Origin of the sequence: Chryseobacterium sp. WX (assembly GCF_029542485.1) — a bacterium.
In the GTDB taxonomy this organism is placed as follows: Bacteria; Bacteroidota; Bacteroidia; order Flavobacteriales; family Weeksellaceae; genus Chryseobacterium; species Chryseobacterium cucumeris.
The window spans coordinates 3,058,558-3,076,847 of the sequence record NZ_CP120710.1; the positions used below are offsets into that span (position 1 = coordinate 3,058,558).

General features: G+C 36.6%; 22 protein-coding genes. 14 read left to right on the top strand and 8 right to left on the bottom strand.

What is annotated here, in order from left to right; all coding sequences use genetic code 11:
• The first annotated feature begins 4 nt into the window (after positions 1 to 4).
• The 11 genes from PZ898_RS13730 (at position 5) to PZ898_RS13780 (ending at position 10,167) form a co-directional block, all read left to right on the top strand.
• Complete coding sequence (locus tag PZ898_RS13730) at positions 5 to 916, top strand: DUF4349 domain-containing protein (protein WP_277693566.1); 912 nt, start codon at positions 5 to 7, stop codon at positions 914 to 916.
• Positions 917 to 1,073: 157 nt separating this feature from the next.
• Positions 1,074 to 1,943 (top strand): TraB/GumN family protein, encoded by an 870-nt coding sequence (locus tag PZ898_RS13735; RefSeq protein ID WP_120233260.1) that lies wholly within the window; start codon positions 1,074 to 1,076, stop codon positions 1,941 to 1,943.
• Positions 1,944 to 1,967: 24 nt separating this feature from the next.
• Positions 1,968 to 2,477: an RNA polymerase sigma factor gene (locus tag PZ898_RS13740; RefSeq protein WP_062676033.1), complete on the top strand. Its 510-nt coding sequence runs from the start codon at positions 1,968 to 1,970 to the stop codon at positions 2,475 to 2,477.
• On the top strand, positions 2,467 to 3,072 hold the full coding sequence (locus PZ898_RS13745) for a hypothetical protein (RefSeq protein WP_277693567.1): 606 nt from the start codon (positions 2,467 to 2,469) through the stop codon (positions 3,070 to 3,072). Before PZ898_RS13740 ends, PZ898_RS13745 begins: the two co-directional genes overlap by 11 nt.
• A 206-nt stretch (positions 3,073 to 3,278) precedes the next feature.
• A complete protein-coding gene (gene pgi / locus PZ898_RS13750; protein ID WP_277693568.1) occupies positions 3,279 to 4,919 on the top strand; it encodes a glucose-6-phosphate isomerase in 1,641 nt (546 codons plus the stop codon).
• 47 nt (positions 4,920 to 4,966) lie between these two features.
• Positions 4,967 to 5,851, top strand: a complete 885-nt coding sequence (locus PZ898_RS13755) for a bifunctional 5,10-methylenetetrahydrofolate dehydrogenase/5,10-methenyltetrahydrofolate cyclohydrolase (RefSeq protein ID WP_034692667.1) — start codon at positions 4,967 to 4,969, stop codon at positions 5,849 to 5,851.
• Positions 5,852 to 5,857: 6 nt separating this feature from the next.
• Entirely contained in the window at positions 5,858 to 6,487 is a 630-nt protein-coding gene (locus tag PZ898_RS13760) for a 7-carboxy-7-deazaguanine synthase QueE (RefSeq protein ID WP_110009928.1), read from the top strand.
• Positions 6,488 to 6,530: 43 nt separating this feature from the next.
• Positions 6,531 to 7,901 (top strand): exopolysaccharide biosynthesis polyprenyl glycosylphosphotransferase, encoded by a 1,371-nt coding sequence (locus PZ898_RS13765; protein WP_120233264.1) that lies wholly within the window; start codon positions 6,531 to 6,533, stop codon positions 7,899 to 7,901.
• A 103-nt stretch (positions 7,902 to 8,004) separates the two neighbouring features.
• The gene (locus tag PZ898_RS13770) at positions 8,005 to 8,757 is read left to right on the top strand and encodes an ABC transporter permease (RefSeq protein WP_062676038.1); all 753 of its coding nucleotides are present in this window, start codon (positions 8,005 to 8,007) and stop codon (positions 8,755 to 8,757) included.
• Positions 8,757 to 9,572, top strand: coding sequence for an ATP-binding cassette domain-containing protein (locus tag PZ898_RS13775; protein ID WP_062676039.1), 816 nt, complete (start codon positions 8,757 to 8,759; stop codon positions 9,570 to 9,572). The genes PZ898_RS13770 and PZ898_RS13775 overlap by 1 nt, the downstream gene beginning before the upstream one ends.
• Positions 9,556 to 10,167, top strand: a complete 612-nt coding sequence (locus PZ898_RS13780; protein WP_062676040.1) for an outer membrane beta-barrel protein — start codon at positions 9,556 to 9,558, stop codon at positions 10,165 to 10,167. The genes PZ898_RS13775 and PZ898_RS13780 overlap by 17 nt, the downstream gene beginning before the upstream one ends.
• Positions 10,168 to 10,203: 36 nt before the next feature.
• Here the strand turns inward: PZ898_RS13780 and PZ898_RS13785 are convergent, their stop codons facing one another.
• Together PZ898_RS13785 and PZ898_RS13790 are read right to left on the bottom strand one after the other, a co-directional pair.
• Entirely contained in the window at positions 10,204 to 10,515 is a 312-nt protein-coding gene (locus tag PZ898_RS13785) for a hypothetical protein (protein WP_062676041.1), read from the bottom strand.
• A gap of 86 nt (positions 10,516 to 10,601) precedes the next feature.
• Complete coding sequence (locus PZ898_RS13790) at positions 10,602 to 11,408, bottom strand: M48 family metallopeptidase (RefSeq protein ID WP_062676042.1); 807 nt, start codon at positions 11,406 to 11,408, stop codon at positions 10,602 to 10,604.
• A gap of 105 nt (positions 11,409 to 11,513) precedes the next feature.
• Here PZ898_RS13790 and PZ898_RS13795 point away from each other — a divergent pair, with 105 nt between their 5' ends.
• A complete protein-coding gene (locus PZ898_RS13795) occupies positions 11,514 to 12,062 on the top strand; it encodes a DUF4251 domain-containing protein (RefSeq protein ID WP_277693569.1) in 549 nt (182 codons plus the stop codon).
• Here the strand turns inward: PZ898_RS13795 and meaB are convergent.
• Positions 12,059 to 13,051 (bottom strand): methylmalonyl Co-A mutase-associated GTPase MeaB, encoded by a 993-nt coding sequence (meaB, locus tag PZ898_RS13800; RefSeq protein WP_277693570.1) that lies wholly within the window; start codon positions 13,049 to 13,051, stop codon positions 12,059 to 12,061. The genes PZ898_RS13795 and meaB overlap by 4 nt on opposite strands.
• A 198-nt stretch (positions 13,052 to 13,249) precedes the next feature.
• On the opposite strand from meaB, the gene PZ898_RS13805 reads away from it, so the two are divergent.
• Both PZ898_RS13805 and PZ898_RS13810 read left to right on the top strand, forming a co-directional pair.
• Positions 13,250 to 13,543, top strand: a complete 294-nt coding sequence (locus PZ898_RS13805; RefSeq protein ID WP_062676044.1) for a cytochrome c — start codon at positions 13,250 to 13,252, stop codon at positions 13,541 to 13,543.
• Positions 13,544 to 13,564: 21 nt separating this feature from the next.
• The gene (locus tag PZ898_RS13810; RefSeq protein WP_034692685.1) at positions 13,565 to 13,852 is read left to right on the top strand and encodes a c-type cytochrome; all 288 of its coding nucleotides are present in this window, start codon (positions 13,565 to 13,567) and stop codon (positions 13,850 to 13,852) included.
• Positions 13,853 to 14,004: 152 nt separating this feature from the next.
• On the opposite strand, the gene PZ898_RS13815 is transcribed toward PZ898_RS13810, so the two are convergent.
• The 5 genes from PZ898_RS13815 to PZ898_RS13835 form a co-directional block, all read right to left on the bottom strand.
• Positions 14,005 to 14,511 carry a hypothetical protein gene (locus tag PZ898_RS13815; protein ID WP_277693571.1) on the bottom strand — a complete coding sequence of 169 codons (507 nt, stop codon included), beginning with the start codon at positions 14,509 to 14,511 and terminating at the stop codon, positions 14,005 to 14,007.
• Positions 14,498 to 15,196 (bottom strand): peptide chain release factor H, encoded by a 699-nt coding sequence (gene prfH / locus PZ898_RS13820; protein ID WP_216443705.1) that lies wholly within the window; start codon positions 15,194 to 15,196, stop codon positions 14,498 to 14,500. The genes PZ898_RS13815 and prfH overlap by 14 nt, the downstream gene beginning before the upstream one ends.
• A 3-nt stretch (positions 15,197 to 15,199) precedes the next feature.
• Positions 15,200 to 15,745 carry a hypothetical protein gene (locus PZ898_RS13825; protein WP_062676047.1) on the bottom strand — a complete coding sequence of 182 codons (546 nt, stop codon included), beginning with the start codon at positions 15,743 to 15,745 and terminating at the stop codon, positions 15,200 to 15,202.
• A gap of 75 nt (positions 15,746 to 15,820) precedes the next feature.
• Positions 15,821 to 17,212 (bottom strand): RtcB family protein, encoded by a 1,392-nt coding sequence (locus PZ898_RS13830; RefSeq protein WP_062676048.1) that lies wholly within the window; start codon positions 17,210 to 17,212, stop codon positions 15,821 to 15,823.
• Positions 17,213 to 17,239: 27 nt separating this feature from the next.
• Positions 17,240 to 17,974 (bottom strand): hypothetical protein, encoded by a 735-nt coding sequence (locus tag PZ898_RS13835; RefSeq protein WP_062676049.1) that lies wholly within the window; start codon positions 17,972 to 17,974, stop codon positions 17,240 to 17,242.
• Positions 17,975 to 18,290: the final 316 nt, after the last annotated feature.

Here is an 18,290-nt window from a genome sequence, read left to right on the forward strand (position 1 = left end):
CGCTATGAAAACCACTTACATTAAATTATCTCTGTCAGCTATACTTTTATTAGGAAGTTATTCATGTAAAAAAGGAGAAGTAGCTTCAACAGACCTTGAAGCATATGCTACAACAGATTCTGCTTCTGCTATTGTTTCCGACAGTATTTCATCCGTTGCAGAAATGAAAGTAAAAGACAAACAGTTCATCAAAACAGCTGATGTGAACATGGAAGTAAAAGATGTGTATAATGCAACGATTGCTATTGAAAAATCGGTTCAGGAGCTTGGAGGATTTGTTACCAATAGTAATCTTCAAAGTAACGTTGTTTCTGAAAACACCTACAACACATCCAATGAAAAGGCGATGCTGGTTAAAAAATACCAGACAGAGAACAGAATGCAGGTACGTATTCCAACGGAAAAACTGGGAGAATTATTGACAGCGATCAATACCAATAAATTATTTCTTAATTCAAGATCCATCAATGCTGAGGATGTTACGGCCAACATCAAGTATTCTGAACTAGAAGGGAAAAGAAATCAAAAAACTTCTGAGAACATCAGCAAGCTGAAAACAAATAAAGATAAAGTAACGCTGGATGATGAGAATATGTCTGAAGCAAATCTTCAAAAGCTTTCCAGCATGAACATGACGGATGATCTGAAATACAGCACGATTGACATTTACATCAAAGAACCTCAGTTGCGTATTGCAGAAATTGCTGTTACCAACCCTACAAGTATTGATAATAAGTATAAATACAATTTCATCTATGATGCTAAAGATGGCTTTGTATACGGTTTTTATCTGATTCAGAGAATTATTGTGGGGCTTATCAATGTATGGCCACTCCTATTAATTGCTGCTGCAATCTTCTATTTTTTAAGAAAAAGAAAAATTTCAAAACCTGAATATCCAAAAAACCCGGAATAAAAAAACCATCCTAACCAATTGGTTATCATCATAATTTTAGATTTTACAGCCTCCTGTTTTCAGGAGGTTTTTATCTTTTTTTGAAAAAAACTGTAACGATTGTAATGCCTGCTTTACCTACTGTTTAAAAGAACAGAAAATCAAAAAAATTAATACAATGAGAAATTTAATAAAACTTGGATTCGCAGCATTACTGTCATTGAATTTCATAACAGCCAACGCACAAAGTAAAAACAAAGAAAACAGCCTGCTTTGGGAAATATCCGGCAACGGACTTTCGAAGCCTTCTTATATTACCGGAACTTTTCATATCTTATGCAGTAAAGATTTTGAGATCAAATCTAAGGTATTGAAAGCGCTTGAGAAATCTGACAACTTTGTTATGGAAATCAATTATACAGATCCCGCTGAAATGATGTCATTACAGAAAATGTTTAAAGCAGATAAAAAAATATCGGATCAGCTTTCTCCCGAAGAAGCTAAAGAGCTGAATACTGTTCTTGCCAATTACGGAACGGATCTGAAAAGTATAGATTCTTCAAGCCCTCAGGCATTGTATGCTCTTCTTTCTACCAAAGCAATCCCCTGCCCTCAGACGGAAGTAAAGCTTTACGAAATGGAACTTCTTCAGAAAGCAATAAAAGATAAAAAAAGCATCAAAGGACTTGAAAAAGTGGAAGATCAGATGAAATCAATCAATGAAGCGTATGATCTGAAAAGCACTATTGCTCAACTGAAAATGGATAAGGAATATCAAATATTATTCAGAAAGATGATTGAAGCTTTTAAAAATGAAAATGTACAATCTCTTTACAGTCTTTTTAAGGATGAAAGATTCATGAATGCCCGACAGGAAAAAGCCATGCTGACCAACAGAAATCAAAATTGGGTAAAAGTAATGCCGGACATGATGAAAAAAGAAAGTTCTTTCTTTGCCGTTGGAGGCTCTCATCTTATGGGTGAAAACGGAATTATTCCTCTTCTACAGGCAAAAGGCTACAAGGTAAAACCTGTATCAAGCTTATAATTATAACCAAACCATGAAACGATTGTGAGCAATCCAACTGAAACCGCTTTTTTAAAGCTCGTCAACCAGCACAAGGGCATTTTATATAAAGCTTCAAGGATCTATGCAGATTCCGTAGAAGACCGGGAAGACCTGCAGCAGGAAATCCTAATCCAGCTTTGGAAGTCCTACCAGAATTTCAAAGGCAATAGTGAGTTTTCCACATGGATGTACCGGGTTGCCATCAATACTGCAATTACCTATTTAAAAAAGGAAAAGCAAAGATCTAATAATCACACAGATGCTCCTTCGCACTTTGAAGTTCAGCAGGAAGATTATAATCCCACCAAAGATAGGCAGCTGGAAATTTTCTACAGGGCCGTTCAGGAACTGAACTCTCTGGAAAAAGCCGTCATATTTTATTTCATGGAAGGGATGTCTCACAAAGAAATAGGGAATAATTTAGGACTTAGTGAAGGCAACGCGCGAGTAAAACTCAATAGAACAAAAGAAAAAATACAGCAAATCATAAAAAAATCAGGTTATGAATTTTGATCAATTAAAAGAACAGTGGAATAAAGAAGACAGCGATGTCCATATTCCTGATACCATAAAGCAATTAAAGGAAAGCAAACACCCTATAGAAAAAATCCAGAAAAACATGAAGAAAGAATTTCCTATGCAGATTCTGACCATCATTCTGATCGCTTTTTTCCCTTTACAGTTCAAATTCCCTCATTCACAGTACATTATTTATTATGTATCCTATACGATGATGGTGGTTATCTCTTCATACTATCTGCTAGGATTTTATAAATTCTACAAACAGACGGAACTTTATACCGGAAACACTAAAAACAGTCTTTGGAAAATATATCATGAACTTCGTCTGAATATGGAAAGATATCAGTCTTTTGGATTTTTATTACTTCCACATTTACTTATTACTATTGGACTGGTTATCTACAATACGATGAAAGAGCAGGGAAAGTCTTTACCAGAACTTTCTGCTTCTCATCAACAGGGATTAATCATTGCAGTACTGATAGGAACGTTAGGGTTTATAACCAGCATTGTTCTATGGACAAAATACATCTATGGAGGAAGCGCAAAACAATTGGAAAACATTCTGAACGAAATGGATGAATAGTATTGAAAACTCCTACCACAAAACACATTTTACAAAACCTCAGACCTGTTCTGGGGTTTTGTTTTTTAAAAAAATGTTATTTATCGTCTTCAAATTTATCAGAGGTTTTATTTTTCCGTAAATTTGCAAATCAGAAATAAATCATTATGGATTATGACCTATTCTCATCCGATATATGATCTTCTGATTGATAAAAATTCTGTAATATGCTATCAAAAATAAATCCAACACAAACTAGCAGCTGGAAAGCAATTGACGAACACTTCGGTGGAAATGACTTTGATCTTAGAACTCTTTTCCAGTATAACCCGAACCGTTTTAATGAGTTTTCTCTACAAAAGGACAATTATCTTTTTGATTATTCTAAAAATTTAATCGATTCAAGAACAAAGAATCTTTTACTACAACTTGCTGAAGAAAGCCAGTTAAAAGATGCTATTTCCAAAATGTTCTCAGGAGATAAAATCAATGAAACAGAAGGGAGAGCTGTTCTTCATACCGCCTTAAGAGATTTCTCCGACCGTGAAATTATCGTAGATGGAGAAAATATCAAACCACAGATCAAGAGAGTTCTTGAGCATATGAAATCTTTTTCTGAGAAGATTATTTCAGGAGAACATAAAGGTTTCAGCGGAAAAGAGATTACAGATGTAGTCAACATCGGAATCGGAGGATCAGATTTAGGTCCTGTTATGGTTTGTTCAGCTTTAAAGCATTTTAAAACAAGATTAAACGCTCACTTTGTTTCCAACGTGGACGGAAATCATATCGCAGAAGTAGTAAAAGATTTAAATCCTGAAACTACTTTATTCATCATTGCTTCCAAGACATTTACGACTCAGGAAACAATGACGAATGCCAATTCAGCTAAAGACTGGTTTCTGAAAGCAGGAAAACAGGAAGATGTAGCAAAACATTTCGTTGCTTTATCTACTAATATTGAAGAAGTTAAGAAGTTTGGAATCGCAGAAGAAAATATTTTTGAATTCTGGGACTGGGTAGGCGGAAGATATTCTCTTTGGAGTGCTATCGGATTAAGTATTGTACTTTCTGTAGGATATGAAAACTTTGAGCAGCTTTTAAGAGGTGCTTTTGATACAGACCAACACTTCCAGACAGCAGAATTTTCGGAAAATGTTCCCGTATTAATGGGACTTTTAGGAATCTGGTACCGTAATTTTTATGCAGCAACCACTTATGCCATCTTACCTTATTCTCAATATCTGGACAGATTTGCAGCGTATCTTCAGCAGGGAGATATGGAAAGTAATGGAAAGTGTGTAGACAGAAATGGTGAATTCGTAGAATATGAAACGGGACCGATCATCTGGGGAGAACCTGGAACCAATGGACAACATGCATTCTATCAGTTAATCCATCAGGGAACAGAATTGATTCCGGCAGATTTTATTGCCTATGCAAAAAGCCCGAACCATGTTTCTGATCACCAAGATAAATTATTAGCGAACTTTTTTGCTCAGACTGAGGCACTTGCCTTCGGAAAACTGGAAGAAGAAGTGGAAGAAGAGCTTAGAAATTCCGGAAAATCTGATGAAGAAATAGACAGACTGATCAATTTCAAAGTCTTCCATGGAAACACCCCAACTAACTCCATATTATTCAAGGAATTAACTCCTTTCTCATTAGGTCAATTGATCGCCCTTTACGAACACAAAATTTTCGTTCAGGGTGTCATCTGGAATATTTTCAGCTTTGACCAGTTTGGGGTAGAATTAGGAAAAGTATTAGCCAATAAAATCCTTCCTGAGCTTGAAAATAATGAAGCAATAAGCTCTCATGACAGCTCTACCAACGGATTGATCAATTACTATAAAGAAAATAAATAGTAAGTAAAAAGAAAGTAAAAGTAAATCTATAAAGTAAAAAAGTAAAAATGGCAGAAATTCTTGACGGACTTAAAGTATCCAAGGAAATTAAAGCGGAGATCAAGGTAGAAGTAGAAAAGATTCTCGCAAGCAAAAGAAGAGCTCCGCATTTGGTAGCTATTCTTGTAGGAAATAACGGAGCTAGCAAGGCCTATGTAAACTCTAAAGTGAAAGACTGTGAGGAAGTAGGATTTCAATCCAGCTTAATCAAGTTTCCAAGCACTGTTTCTGAATCTGAACTATTGGAAAAAATTGACGAGCTTAATAAGTCTAAAGCGGTAGACGGATTTATCGTTCAGCTGCCTTTACCAGATCAGATTGATCAGGAAAAGATCATCAATGCTATTGACCCTAGAAAAGATGTGGATGGTTTCCACCCGGAAAACTTCGGTAAAATGGCTCTTGAAATGGATACTTTCTTACCGGCAACTCCTTTCGGGATCTTAACTTTATTGGAAAGATATAATATTGAAACGAAAGGAAAAGACTGTGTCATTATCGGAAGAAGTAAAATTGTAGGAAGACCAATGAGTATTTTGATGGGAAGAAAAGATTTCCCTGGAAACTCTACTGTTACCCTTACACACTCATACACGAAAGACATCGAAGAATATACAAGAAAAGCAGACATCGTCATTACCGCTTTGGGAGATCCACATTTCTTAAAAGGAGATATGATCAAGGAAGGAGCAGTAATTGTTGACGTGGGTATTACAAGAGTAGATAATGACTCTCCAAAAGGATATTATCTTGCAGGTGATGTGGATTTTGACAGCTGTGCTGCCAAAGCAAGCTGGATCACTCCCGTACCTGGAGGAGTAGGCCCAATGACAAGAGCGATGCTGATGAAAAACACCATCATTGCTTACAAAACTTCGGTCTATAACGACTAATTTAAAATGAATAAAGAAGAAGATATTTTATTAAAAGAAGGTAAAATGCTCCCTGTGATGGAGCATTTTTACACTTTACAGGGAGAAGGAGCACATACCGGAAAAGCCGCCTATTTTATCAGGCTGGGAGGTTGTGATGTTGGATGTCACTGGTGTGATGTAAAAGAAAGCTGGGATCCGGAACTCCACCCTTTGATGAATGCAGAAGAAATTGCAGAAACAGCTGCCAGACATTGTAAAACAATTGTATTGACTGGCGGTGAACCTTTAATGTGGAATTTAGATATCCTGACCTCCAAACTGAAAGAATTGGGATGTACAGTGCACATCGAAACGTCAGGAGCGTATCCTATGAGCGGGCAACTGGACTGGATTACTCTCTCCCCTAAGAAAACAGGACTTCCTAAAGAAGAGATCTATCAAAAGGCCAATGAGCTTAAAGTGATTATTTTCAACCAGCATGATTTTACTTTTGCTCAGGAACAGGCTGCAAAAGTTTCTGAAAACTGTAAGCTTTATCTTCAGAGTGAATGGAGCAAAAGAAACGATATGTATCCCAAGATCACAGATTTCATTCTGGAAAACCCTGAATGGCAGGCTTCTGTTCAGACGCACAAATATCTGAATATCCCGTAAAAAAGTGTAAATTAGCCGGGCTTATTCGCTATAATACCGATAGATGCAGAGAATTCGATACTCTAGATACCTGAAATCAATCATTATGTTGCTTGACCTCATGGTTATTGCATCTATCTTCATATTCTTTTTTATAAGCAGAAATGAAAGTTTAAAATACAATAAAGAAACCTGGTATCAGAATAGTTTTTCTCTGGTTCTGTTGTTTTTGTTCTGGGTACTATTAAGTGGTAGGACAAAAATATACAATATCCCGAGAAACCTCACTTATACCCTGTTTCTTGAACGGCTTTTAATTCATTTCCTGTTTTTTATACTGGGAGTGCTGCTTATAGGAAAGGTAAGTAAGAATGTATTTTTCAATTCGGATATTTACTGGCTTTCCCTTTACCTTTTTATTGCCATCTTTCTTGCAAAATCATTAGTCTATTTCGCGATCAAGTACTTGCGATCTCTTGGAGCCAACTACAGAAATGTAATGTTTTTAGGAGACAACCATTCCACAGAAATTTTGAAGAATATCTTTACAGACCGTAAAGATTATGGATACAGAATATTTGAATACGAACATACCGCGGTGAAGATCAGTGAACTGGTAGATTTCTGGAAAAAGAACGGAATCCACACCTTATTTTTATCGATGGAAAACTCCTATGACGAAGCAATGGAAAATGAAATTTTCAGACTGGCCGAAGATCATAAGATTCATATTTCGCTGATTCCAAGTATCACACAAAGTGATTTTTTCCTTTATGACCTTGGCTATATACAGACCCAACCCGTCCTTAATCAGGCCAGATATCCATTAGATTATTTTTCTAATTTCCTGATGAAAAGAACATTTGATATTTTCTTTTCTGTTATTATATTGGTTTTAATCTGCTCGTGGGTATTCCCAATCATTGCAATTTTAATCAAAACAACTTCCAAAGGTCCAGTATTTTTCATTCAGAAGAGATACGGTTTTCATGAAGAGGTTTTCAATTGTATTAAATTCAGAACAATGGTTGTGAATGATGAATCTACCACCAAAACCACCTCTGTCAATGATTCCAGAATTACCAGAGTGGGTAAGTTTTTAAGAAAAACCAGTCTTGATGAACTTCCTCAATTCATCAATGTGCTGAGAGGAGAAATGTCTGTGGTAGGCCCGCGTCCTCACATGCTGGCTGTCGACAATTATTACAAACCTAAAATCGGCAGATACAGTCTGAGAAGTATGGTAAGTCCTGGTATTACCGGACTAGCACAAGTAAATGGACTGCGTGGTGACTTCGGAGATGTGGAAGTAGAAATGAAAAAAAGAGTTCTGGCAGATGCTTTCTATGTAAGAAACTGGAGTTTCGTACTTGATCTGGTTATTATTTTAAAAACCGTTTTATTGGTGATTGGAGGAGATAAAAATGCAAAATGAAGAACGGAATAACAAAAATATTGAAATAATTTTAACACAAAACCAAGCTTTGGTCTTATTCTTGACCCTAGCCCAATTAAATAAAAAAGTCTAATTTAGCAGTATGTTAAAAAAGTTTTTCACAGCGATAGGGGAATACATTATCCTCTTGGGAAAATCCCTGCAGAAACCTCAGAAAATGAGAGTATTCTGGAAGCTGTTCATGAGAGAAATTAATGATTTGGGAGTAAATTCTTTCGGGCTTGTCGTCTTCACATCAATCTTTGTGGGGGCTGTAGTTGCTATTCAGATGTTCAACAACTTTGACGCCTCTTCCTTTCCTATTCCTCCATCATTTGTAGGATACGCTACAAAAGCAGTATTGGTATTGGAATTTGCCCCTACCATCATCAGCCTTATTCTGGCCGGTAAAGTAGGATCATATATTGCTTCCAGTATTGGAACGATGAGGGTTTCAGAGCAAATTGATGCATTGGATATTATGGGAGTAAATTCACCCAACTTCCTCATATTTCCGAAAATTATCGCTTGTATGATTTTTAATCCTCTGCTTATTGCCATCAGTATTGTATTTGGTATTCTCGGAGGATATATTGCAGGAATTTTAACAGGCAACTGGACAGAAAACGACTATATTGTTGGTATTCAAATGTATATGCCTAATTTATTCATTTATTATGCATTTACCAAAACCACCGTTTTCGCTTTTATCATTGCAACAGTACCTTCCTACTTCGGATATAATGTAAAAGGAGGATCTTTGGAAGTAGGTAGAGCCAGTACACAGGCCGTAGTATGGACAATGGTGTTCATTATTATCTCTGAATTAATTTTAACCCAATTAATATTAAGCTGATGATTGAGGTAAAAGATCTTAAGAAAAGTTTTGATGATGTTGAAGTGCTTAAGGGAATTTCAACTTCATTTGATAAAGGAAAAGTAAACTTAATCATTGGGCAGAGTGGTTCCGGGAAAACCGTTTTTCTAAAAAGTTTATTGAATGTTTATATGCCTTCATCAGGAGAAATCCTGTTTGATGGGAAAGATATTAATACGATGACCAGAGATGAAAAACAACATCTCCGTTCAGAAATCGGAACCGTATTCCAGGGAAGTGCATTATTTGATTCTTTAACTGTTGAAGAAAACATTATGTTTCCTCTTGACATGTTTACCAATCTTACCTACAGAGAAAAAAAGAAAAGGGTTTTTGAAGTAATAGGAAGAGTACACCTTGATAAAGCCGAAAAGAAATATCCTTCTGAAATTTCTGGGGGAATGCAGAAAAGGGTTGCTATTGCGAGAGCAATTGTAAACAATCCCAAATATTTGTTCTGTGATGAGCCCAATTCCGGACTTGACCCCTATACTTCAAAAGTAATAGATGATCTTCTTTACGAGATCACAAAAGAATACAACACCACAACCATCGTCAATACCCACGATATGAACTCTGTCATGACGATTGGCGAGAAAATTGTATACCTAAGACTGGGAATCAAAGAATGGGAAGGCAACAAAGACATTCTGATTACTGCAGGCAATAAAAATCTGATTGACTTCGTTTATTCTTCAGAACTGTTTAAAGAGCTGAGAGAATATTTACTTGAGAATAATAAAACGATTGAAACGACAAATACAAAAATAGACGATAATGAAAAAGGTACTTAGTATAGCGTTATTAGGGTTTTCAATGTGGGCATCTGCACAGATTTCACTGGCAGGTAAAGCCAACTTAATTTTTCCGACAGGCTCACCTTCATGGTCCAATATCAAAGGAACAGTGAATGATGCGATTGAAGGAACAGGTAAAAATAATGTAGGTTTCAATGTTGGGCTTTCATTAAAAGTAGGTCTTCCTACTTCCTTGTTTGTGATGCCGGAAATCTATTACACTCACTTCAAAAATGAGTTTACTACAGAGAACACTACTTTTGATGTAAAAAGCAACCGTATCGATGTTCCGGTTCTTTTAGGATATAATCTTTTAGGGAATATGCTGGGCGTTTTTGTAGGACCTGTAGGAAGTTTTAACTTAAATAAAGACAACACTTACAACGATTTCAAAGAAAATGCTAAAAATGACTTTACAGTAGGATACCAGTTCGGTGCGCAGCTTGAAATCAAAAAGCTTATTGTAAATGCCAGATATGAGGGCGCTTTCAGCAAAGACGAAAGAAATTTCATCAACAAAGTTTCCGGTTCGGAAATCAGATATGATAACAGACCTAATTTGTTTATGGTAGGTTTAGGATATAAATTCTAATGAATTATTGAAAATAACAACTTTAAACCCTCAAATTTAAATTTGAGGGTTTTTATTTTGTGCTTCAAGTTCAGCCTGGCGTTTTGCAATTTCTGCAGCTTGTTTTTCAAGCTCTTCTTTGTCTTTCTGCAGCTGTTTGAATTCTTTTTTCTTCTGTTCCGCTTTTATAGCGCTTCCTTTACTTACATAGCCTACCATTCCTCCAATGATAAGCCCGATCCCGATTCCCGCCATGATTCCCATAATGTGAGAAATTTTTATTTGCTCTACGGCAAAATCGGTTGTTAAATAGAAAAGTAATGCAGAAACAGCTAAAAGGATAAGTCCGGTAATTGATAAACTCTTCATAATATTGTGTTTAGGTGGTTACATAAAAAAGCCTTATCAAATTTACTAAAAATTTAATAAGGCCTTACTCAAGATTAAAATTCTAATTATAATTTTCCTCCCGCAGCCTTATAATATTCTAAAGCTTTCGGAAGATCTTTGTTGATATCTGAAATTCTTGTTTCCGGATTCGGGTGGGTAGATAAGAACTCAGGCTGTCTTGCTCCTGTAGATGCGGCTTCCATTCTGTTCCAGAAAGGAATGGCTGCTCTTGGATCATATCCTGCCATAGACATCAAGTAAAGCCCCATTTCATCTGCCTCAGATTCCTGACCTCTTCCGTATTTCAATAAAGCAACCTGTGAACCGATAGGGTAAACCTTCTGGAAAACACTTGCCCATTGTGAATTTGAGATTGTTCCTCCCAGGATTGCCCCTCCATACTGAGCAACCATTGCCTGAGAAATTCTTTCGTTTCCATGGCCTGCCAGCGCGTGAGAAACTTCATGTCCCATTACAACGGCAAGTCCGTTATCGTCTTTTGTTACCGGTAATATTCCCGTATAGACTGCAACTTTTCCACCAGGCATACACCAGGCGTTCAGCTCATTGCTCTGCAAAAGATTAAATTCCCAGCTGTAGCTTGCAAGATCTGCTGATCTTCCAATACTCTGATAATATCTTTCTGCCGCATTTTTAATTCTGTTTCCTACATTTACCACTCTCTTTGCATCTGCCGTACCGGTAATCACTTTACCTTTAGACAATGTCGTTCTATATTCCTGTGAAGACATTGTTAAAATTTCCGAATTGTTGGCCAGCTGTAAAGAAGACCTCCCCGTAATCGGGTTTGTAGTACAGGCAACAGCCGACAGAGCAATAGCTCCCATTCCTAATAGATGTGTAACTTTCATAGTTTGAGTGTTAATAATTCAACCTTAACAATTTTTATTCCAAAATATTTCAGAAAGAATATATTTGCATACATTTTGCTGTTTAAATTTAATAATTATATCATTATGAAAAAGTATATTTCTTTACTGATGATTTTTGGATTCCTGTTCTTATTTCAGAGCTGTGCTTCACAAGGTTCATTAGATCCGAAAACAGTGGATACTTTAGTAAATTCCCAGGAATTTACGTTCTATGCACAAAGAGCCAATCCTACGAATTATGATGTTATTAATGTCATGAATTCAATGCCTAATGCCACTGCAACAAGGCTGCTTAATCTGAATGGAGATTATACCATTGATGTCAGTAAAAATACACTGGATGTAGTGTTGCCTTATTTTGGAAGGATGTTCAATCCAACTTTTGGAAGTGCCAGTGATAACAGCTACCGATTTACTTCAAAAGATTTTACGGTAACTAAAACTCAGAATAAAAAAGGAACCTGGACTTTTAAGTTCAAACCTAAAGATGTAAGAAACGTAGACGAAGTTAATATTGAAGTATTTAAAAACGGAAAAGCTTTCGTTTCTATGAGAAGTAGTGACAGACAGCCCATTACTTATGATGGATACATTTCTAAAACTGAGGTAAAACAGGACAAAGAGAAACTTTAATCCCTGTTTTCGTTCGATAAAAATTTTTCAACAAATAATTTTGCTTCAGTACTTGGATTGGAAACCATGGCTGAAGCATTTTTTTTGTGCATATGATAAGCTTCCTCCACAGCATTACTTTTTTTCATCAGGGATAAAATATATTCCTGAACCCAATATTCAAATCGTTTTTCAGCCTGCTGAACACGGATTTCTTCAAAACGCCCGCTTTTCTTTTTCAGATCAATAAATTCGAATATTGTATCATAGACTTCCTGTAATCCTTGATTATGAAGTGCAGAACCTAGTAAAACTGGAATCTTCCATCCTTTTTCTTTAGGCGGAATAAAGTCTAGAGCTCTTTTTAATTCAAGTCTTGTATTTTTTGCTTTCTGAAGATTGTCCTGATCTACTTTATTGATGAAGATAAGGTCTACCATTTCCATGATCCCTCGTTTTATTCCCTGAAGTTCATCTCCTCCTCCAATGATTTTAAGGAATAAGAAGACATCGGTAATATCAGCCACCAGAACTTCTGATTGCCCTACTCCTACAGTTTCTATTAAAACATAGTCATAGCCTGCAGCTTCGCAGATCATCATGGTTTCAAAAGTAGTATTGGCTACTCCTCCCAGAAATCCTGAACTAGGAGAAGGACGAATGAATGCATTTTCTTCTTTGGCCAATTCTTCCATTCTGGTTTTATCCCCCAGAATACTTCCTTTGTTGATGGCCGAACTGGGATCAATAGCCAAAACGGCAACCTTTTTTCCTTGAGCAATAACCAGGCGACCAAAGTTTTCTATAAAAGTAGATTTTCCTGCTCCTGGAACACCCGTTACTCCTACCCTCACAGAGTTTCCGGTAAGAGGCATAATTTTCTTCAAAAGTTCTTCTGCCTGTACTCTGTGCTCTTCTTTTTTACTTTCAACCAATGTAATAGCTTTTGCAATCAGGCGTTTGTTTCCTGACTGTATTCCCTCTATTAGCTCTTCTGTAGAAAATTTCATTAATTCAAAATTAATAATTAAAATGTGAATGGTCAATACCTGGATCATAATGATCACACAAAAGACACAAATTGGCTTTATTTGGAATTATCAATTTTTTATGAATTTAGTTTTTATTTCTTCTAAATTAAAACTAGAATATCCTGTATCAACGGCTTCAGGAATTTATTACATTTGTTTTATATCAAAAGAAGAAACATGAAAAAACTCATCGCTGCGGCTTCGTTTACGGCTATTTTGCTTGTATCCTGTACGCCGAAAGCTTCTACGTCCGCTACTACTGCAGGAACCTCTACCTCTACTGCAGAACAGATTGCTCAGGGGAAAACTATTTTTGAAAACTCTTGCGGAAGATGTCATAAATTACCAGATCCTGCTTCACACAACCCTGTGCAATGGGTAGGAATCATGAATTCTATGGCTCCAAAGGCAAAATTGACGGATGAACAGCATCAATGGGTTTATGATTATATTGTTTCTGTAAAGAAGTAATCATCAAAAAAATATTAGGATATGAAAAAATTCATTTTAACAGGTATTGCAGCATCGGCATTTCTGGTATCCTGCGGACCGAAAAGTGTGGCTGTTACCGGGCCAAAGTACACCTCATCTGAGCAGTTGGCGCAAGGAAAAACCATTTTTGAAAATTCCTGTGCAAAATGCCATAAGCTTCCGGAGCCAACCAAGCATGACAACCAGGGATGGATCAATACTTTAAGCAGAATGGCTCCGAAGGCCAAGCTTACTGATGACCAACATCAAATGGTGTATGATTATCTGATCTCCGTGAATAAAAAATAAGACTACCTCAAAATTGTCATTCTGAACGAAATGTAATGGAGAATCTCACGCTTATGGTTATCAATAAGATTCTTCATTCGTCAGAATGACAGAAGTCAAATGATTTGACTTTTGAAGTAGTCGTACTGTTTTATTATAAATCAAAAAAAAGATTATTCGGCCTTTTTTACGGTTCTTGTCCTGGTTACTTTTCTTTTAACCAGTTTTTCTCTGTCTTCAATAATTTCGAGTGCTGCACGGTTGTAAGCAAATTTTTTAGCTTCTTTAAGTGTTGCCAAAGCCTGTTTGTAATCAAAGCTTCTCTCCTGAAGAAGAGAAAGACAGGTCAGGATTTCTGATTTATCAATTCCTTTTAGTTTCAAAGCAAATTCAATCAGTTTTTCTGCTTCTCTATAATCTTCATTACTCAAAAGACATTCAATATAATATTTGGGAGTATTAATATTCCCAATATTACTCTGCATGGCTTCATCAAAGTATTTTTTGGCAGTTTCATAATCCTTTAATTCTTCTGAATATATTCTTCCCATGAGACAAAGACTGTCCGCATCTTCCGGTTCATAGGACAGAGCGTAGTTCAATGCATCCATGCACTCAGCAAGGTTGAAAGGAAAGTAGTCTAATGCTTCAAAATAATATTTACTTTTAGTTAAGGTCATTTCTGTAGTTTTTTAATTCATTTTTCAAGGCATTTCTTCTTTTCTTAAATGTCTTGTCTTCGTAATTCTTTTTAAAATCTGTCCCTGAGAATGTACGAACCGGATTTCCGCGCTCTACCTGCATCTGCATCGACCAGGTTTCTTTCAGTTTTCTTTCCAGTTGTTGTATATAAACTGCCATCACCTTTTCTTTGAGTCTGATCACAGACCGTTTTTTATTCTCCAGCTGTGAACGGGAATCCTGTACAAAAACAGTTTCGTTGGTAGGAATATGGGTGGCACGTACAGCGGTATTCACCTTGTTTACGTTTTGTCCTCCACTTCCCTGGCTTCTTACAGTCTGAAACCGGATATCTTTTTCATGGAAATCAGTCATTTTTACATTTTCCAGTTCAAAAATTCCGATAAACCAATTGCTTCTTTTATGGAGCTTCCTGAATGTACTTTTCCCTATCCAGCAAACACTTCCCAGCCAGCTTTTTAAAAACAAGCTTAGGTCTTTTCCTTTCAAAAGCAGGGTTACTGATTTTAATGTCAGGTTTTCATCTCCATTTTCACGATGAATGATTTCGTATTCTATTGTATTGTGTTTTGCCTCTTCAAGAAAGGCCTTTAGAACCCTGGCTACTACCCACTGGCATTCTAAAGGGCCTCTTCCCGAAGTGATCTGTATTAATTTTTCCATTTTTTATGTTGGCATTTTGCTTAATAAAGGGTTTCCAACCGGATTTATTCCCTTTTGTAATAGTTCTTTTGCGGCCATCACTGCCCAGCATTTGTCACTGGAGTGAATATTTCTGTAAAAAGAAAGTAAAATATCAGGCCTCACAACGGTAAAACCATTGGTTTCTACTGTCTCTAGATCATCTCTTTCAAAGAAGTCTATGGTAATTCTGTAAAGTTTTTCATTTTTCAGTTCAACTGTTTTTTCATACCTGCGAAAGTTTTCGTCACTCGGCAGATGGTCATATCGTGTCCAGACTTTCTGGAATCCTTCCTGCTGAAGAATGATAACTACTTCTGCTACATTTTCTTTTTTTACAAAAACATCAATATCCTTGTGGTCATGGGCATGCTTGTATTCTGTATGTCCTGTTTCTGACATAAAATGCCATGCCCAACCCCCTGATATAATGACTTTATCTTTTAATTTATCTAAAATTCCGAGTCCTGACTGAATTCTGAATTCCGGCCAGACTTCACCGTATCGTTTTATGTTATGTGGTGCTCCCATTTTTTGTTTTTCAATATTTTCTGATTAAACCTTACAGGTTTTTGAAACCTGTAAGGTTATAAAGTATGAGGCGCATTATTTGTCCATTCTCACAATTCTCGGCTGGAATGTTCCCAGAATATCTACCAGCTCACACTGTGCATTCATCACTTCATTGATGTCTTTGTAGGCCATTGGTGCTTCTTCTGCATTTCCGCCCATCAATGTGACATTTTTAAGTTTCAGCTCTTTTTTGATATCATGCTGAGTGAAAAGGCTTCTGCATTCTCCTCGTGAGTGAGCTCTTCCTGCACCGTGTGATGCTGAATTCAGGGATTCAGGATTTCCCTTACCGCGAACGATGAACCCTTTTGCGGTCATAGATCCCGGAATTATTCCCAATTCATTCTCATTGGCAGGTGTTGCACCTTTTCGATGAACGATTACTTCTTTACCGTTATGGATTTCTTTCCAGGCAAAGTTGTGATGATTTTCAATTCTGGCTTTCACTCTTCCACCAACTGCTTTTACAAGCCTTCTGTGAATATCATCATGACAGGCTGAAGCATAATCTCCGGCAAGGTTCATTGCCGTCCAGTATTCCAATCCAAGATGGGTACTCAAATCCAGCCATGCAAAGTTTTGTGCTTCTTTTGGTAACGGACATTGTTCTGTCGCCATTCTTGAATAATATTGTGCTATTTCTGCCCCCAGGCCTCTTGAGCCACTGTGAGAAAGTATTCCCAGATATTTTCCTTTTGGGAGACCAATTTGTTCGTCCTCTTCAGTGATTTCCACTTCCCCGAATTCTACGAAGTGATTTCCTCCGCCTGAGGATCCCATCTGTTTGATGGCTTTTCCCTTTAATCTTCTTAAGATCGGGATCATATCGAATGTATCTCTGTCGAAAATCTCATGATCTATGTGAGATTTATGCGTTTCATACATTCCGAATTTTGTATGCTCAGCAAGCGCTTTTTCATATTTATCTCTTGCTCCTTCAAGATATGAAACCGGTGTATCCAAAATACTAAGGCTCATTCTGCAACCAATATCCATCCCTACTCCGTAAGGAATTATTGCATTTTCCACTGCCAGAACTCCTCCTATGGGAAGTCCGTACCCGCTGTGGGCATCCGGCATTAATGCTCCCTGAGTAGAAACAGGCAGTTTCAAAGCTGTGTACAACTGATTTTTTGCCTCTTCTGAGATATTGTTACCAAAAATCTGAAACGAAGCACGTTGTGAATTCAGCATTCTTTTTTCAGTTTTTTTGGATGAAAGCAAAGTTTCTGCAATTTGTCCGAAAGTCAGATCTTTTTCAAATTCTTCCGGATTCAGCAGGATCTCCTTTAAAATAGCTTTTACATGATGAATATTCTTCGTTGCAAAATTTCTTTTCATGACTTCCAATGCTACATTGACGCTTTGGTTATTTGGATAGCCCAGTTTTAATATATCTTTTCCTTTTAGTTTTAAATTTCCCATTGTTTTTGTTTTAAATAACAGTTGGACCTATAAGTCCTGTAAGCTTTCTGCAATCTCTGTTGCAGACATTGTGCAGGTAACATATTTCCTGCTTTTGATAAGTTCTCTTTGATACCTTTCTTTCCATGGATTCGACTTACATAAAATAGTCTTGTGAATAATCCCTATTACCTTATGCTGTCCCAAATAGGAATCCAGCGCCGCATATTCTTTTTCCAGCTCCAGATCCAAGGGTTTGTAATGAGTAATCATGTTGGGTTTTACTCTCAGAGTAAATCTCCATGGTTCAGTAAATTTGTAGTAGGTTCCGAATATTTTACGGACAGGACAATAGTCATCCTTCTTTTCAAAGTATTGTCTTTCTCTGTCGGTAAGTTCCCATTTTGGATAATTCCAGGAAAATGAAGTAATATACCTGAGCTTCTGTTCTCTTTCTACATATATCTTTCTTCCTAATTTTCTTTTCTTTTTTAGAAATTTTCGGTTATCAGAATACATATAGGTATTTATCTTCTTTAAAATTCCTTCGAAAAAATCTCCGTCCTTGGATTGTTTTACATCATCCCTTACGACAAAGAATCTTACAAATCCTTTTTGATAAGGTTTATCTAATGGTATCAACGGAAGATTTCTTCTTATTTTCCAGAGCTCTCTACTACGTTTATATTTTGTTCTTATCTGCTTTTCTACATCTTTTCTAATTGTTCTTTTTCTGCTTCTTACGCTTCTCAGGCGGAAATGCAGAAGGTTATCATTTTCCATTGTGAACAGAAGCCTGATGTGAGATTATAGAAACTTAATTATTTTTTATCTCACACAACTTTTAATCAACTAAAATACTAGTTGAATGGATTAATAATAGACTTAATAGTTCTGAGGAATGACCTCCTCCTATTTTGCCCTTAATGACACTAAAAAAAGATTTCGGGGAAACTTGAAGTTTGAAATATTGCGCAATAAAAAACCCGAAATCTCTACGACTTCGGGTTCTGATATTTCATTGTACTGTTATTCTAAGAATGTACCAAACCGCGAAGCCTTACCACCATAAGTGGCAATCCAACTGTAGAATTCTGAT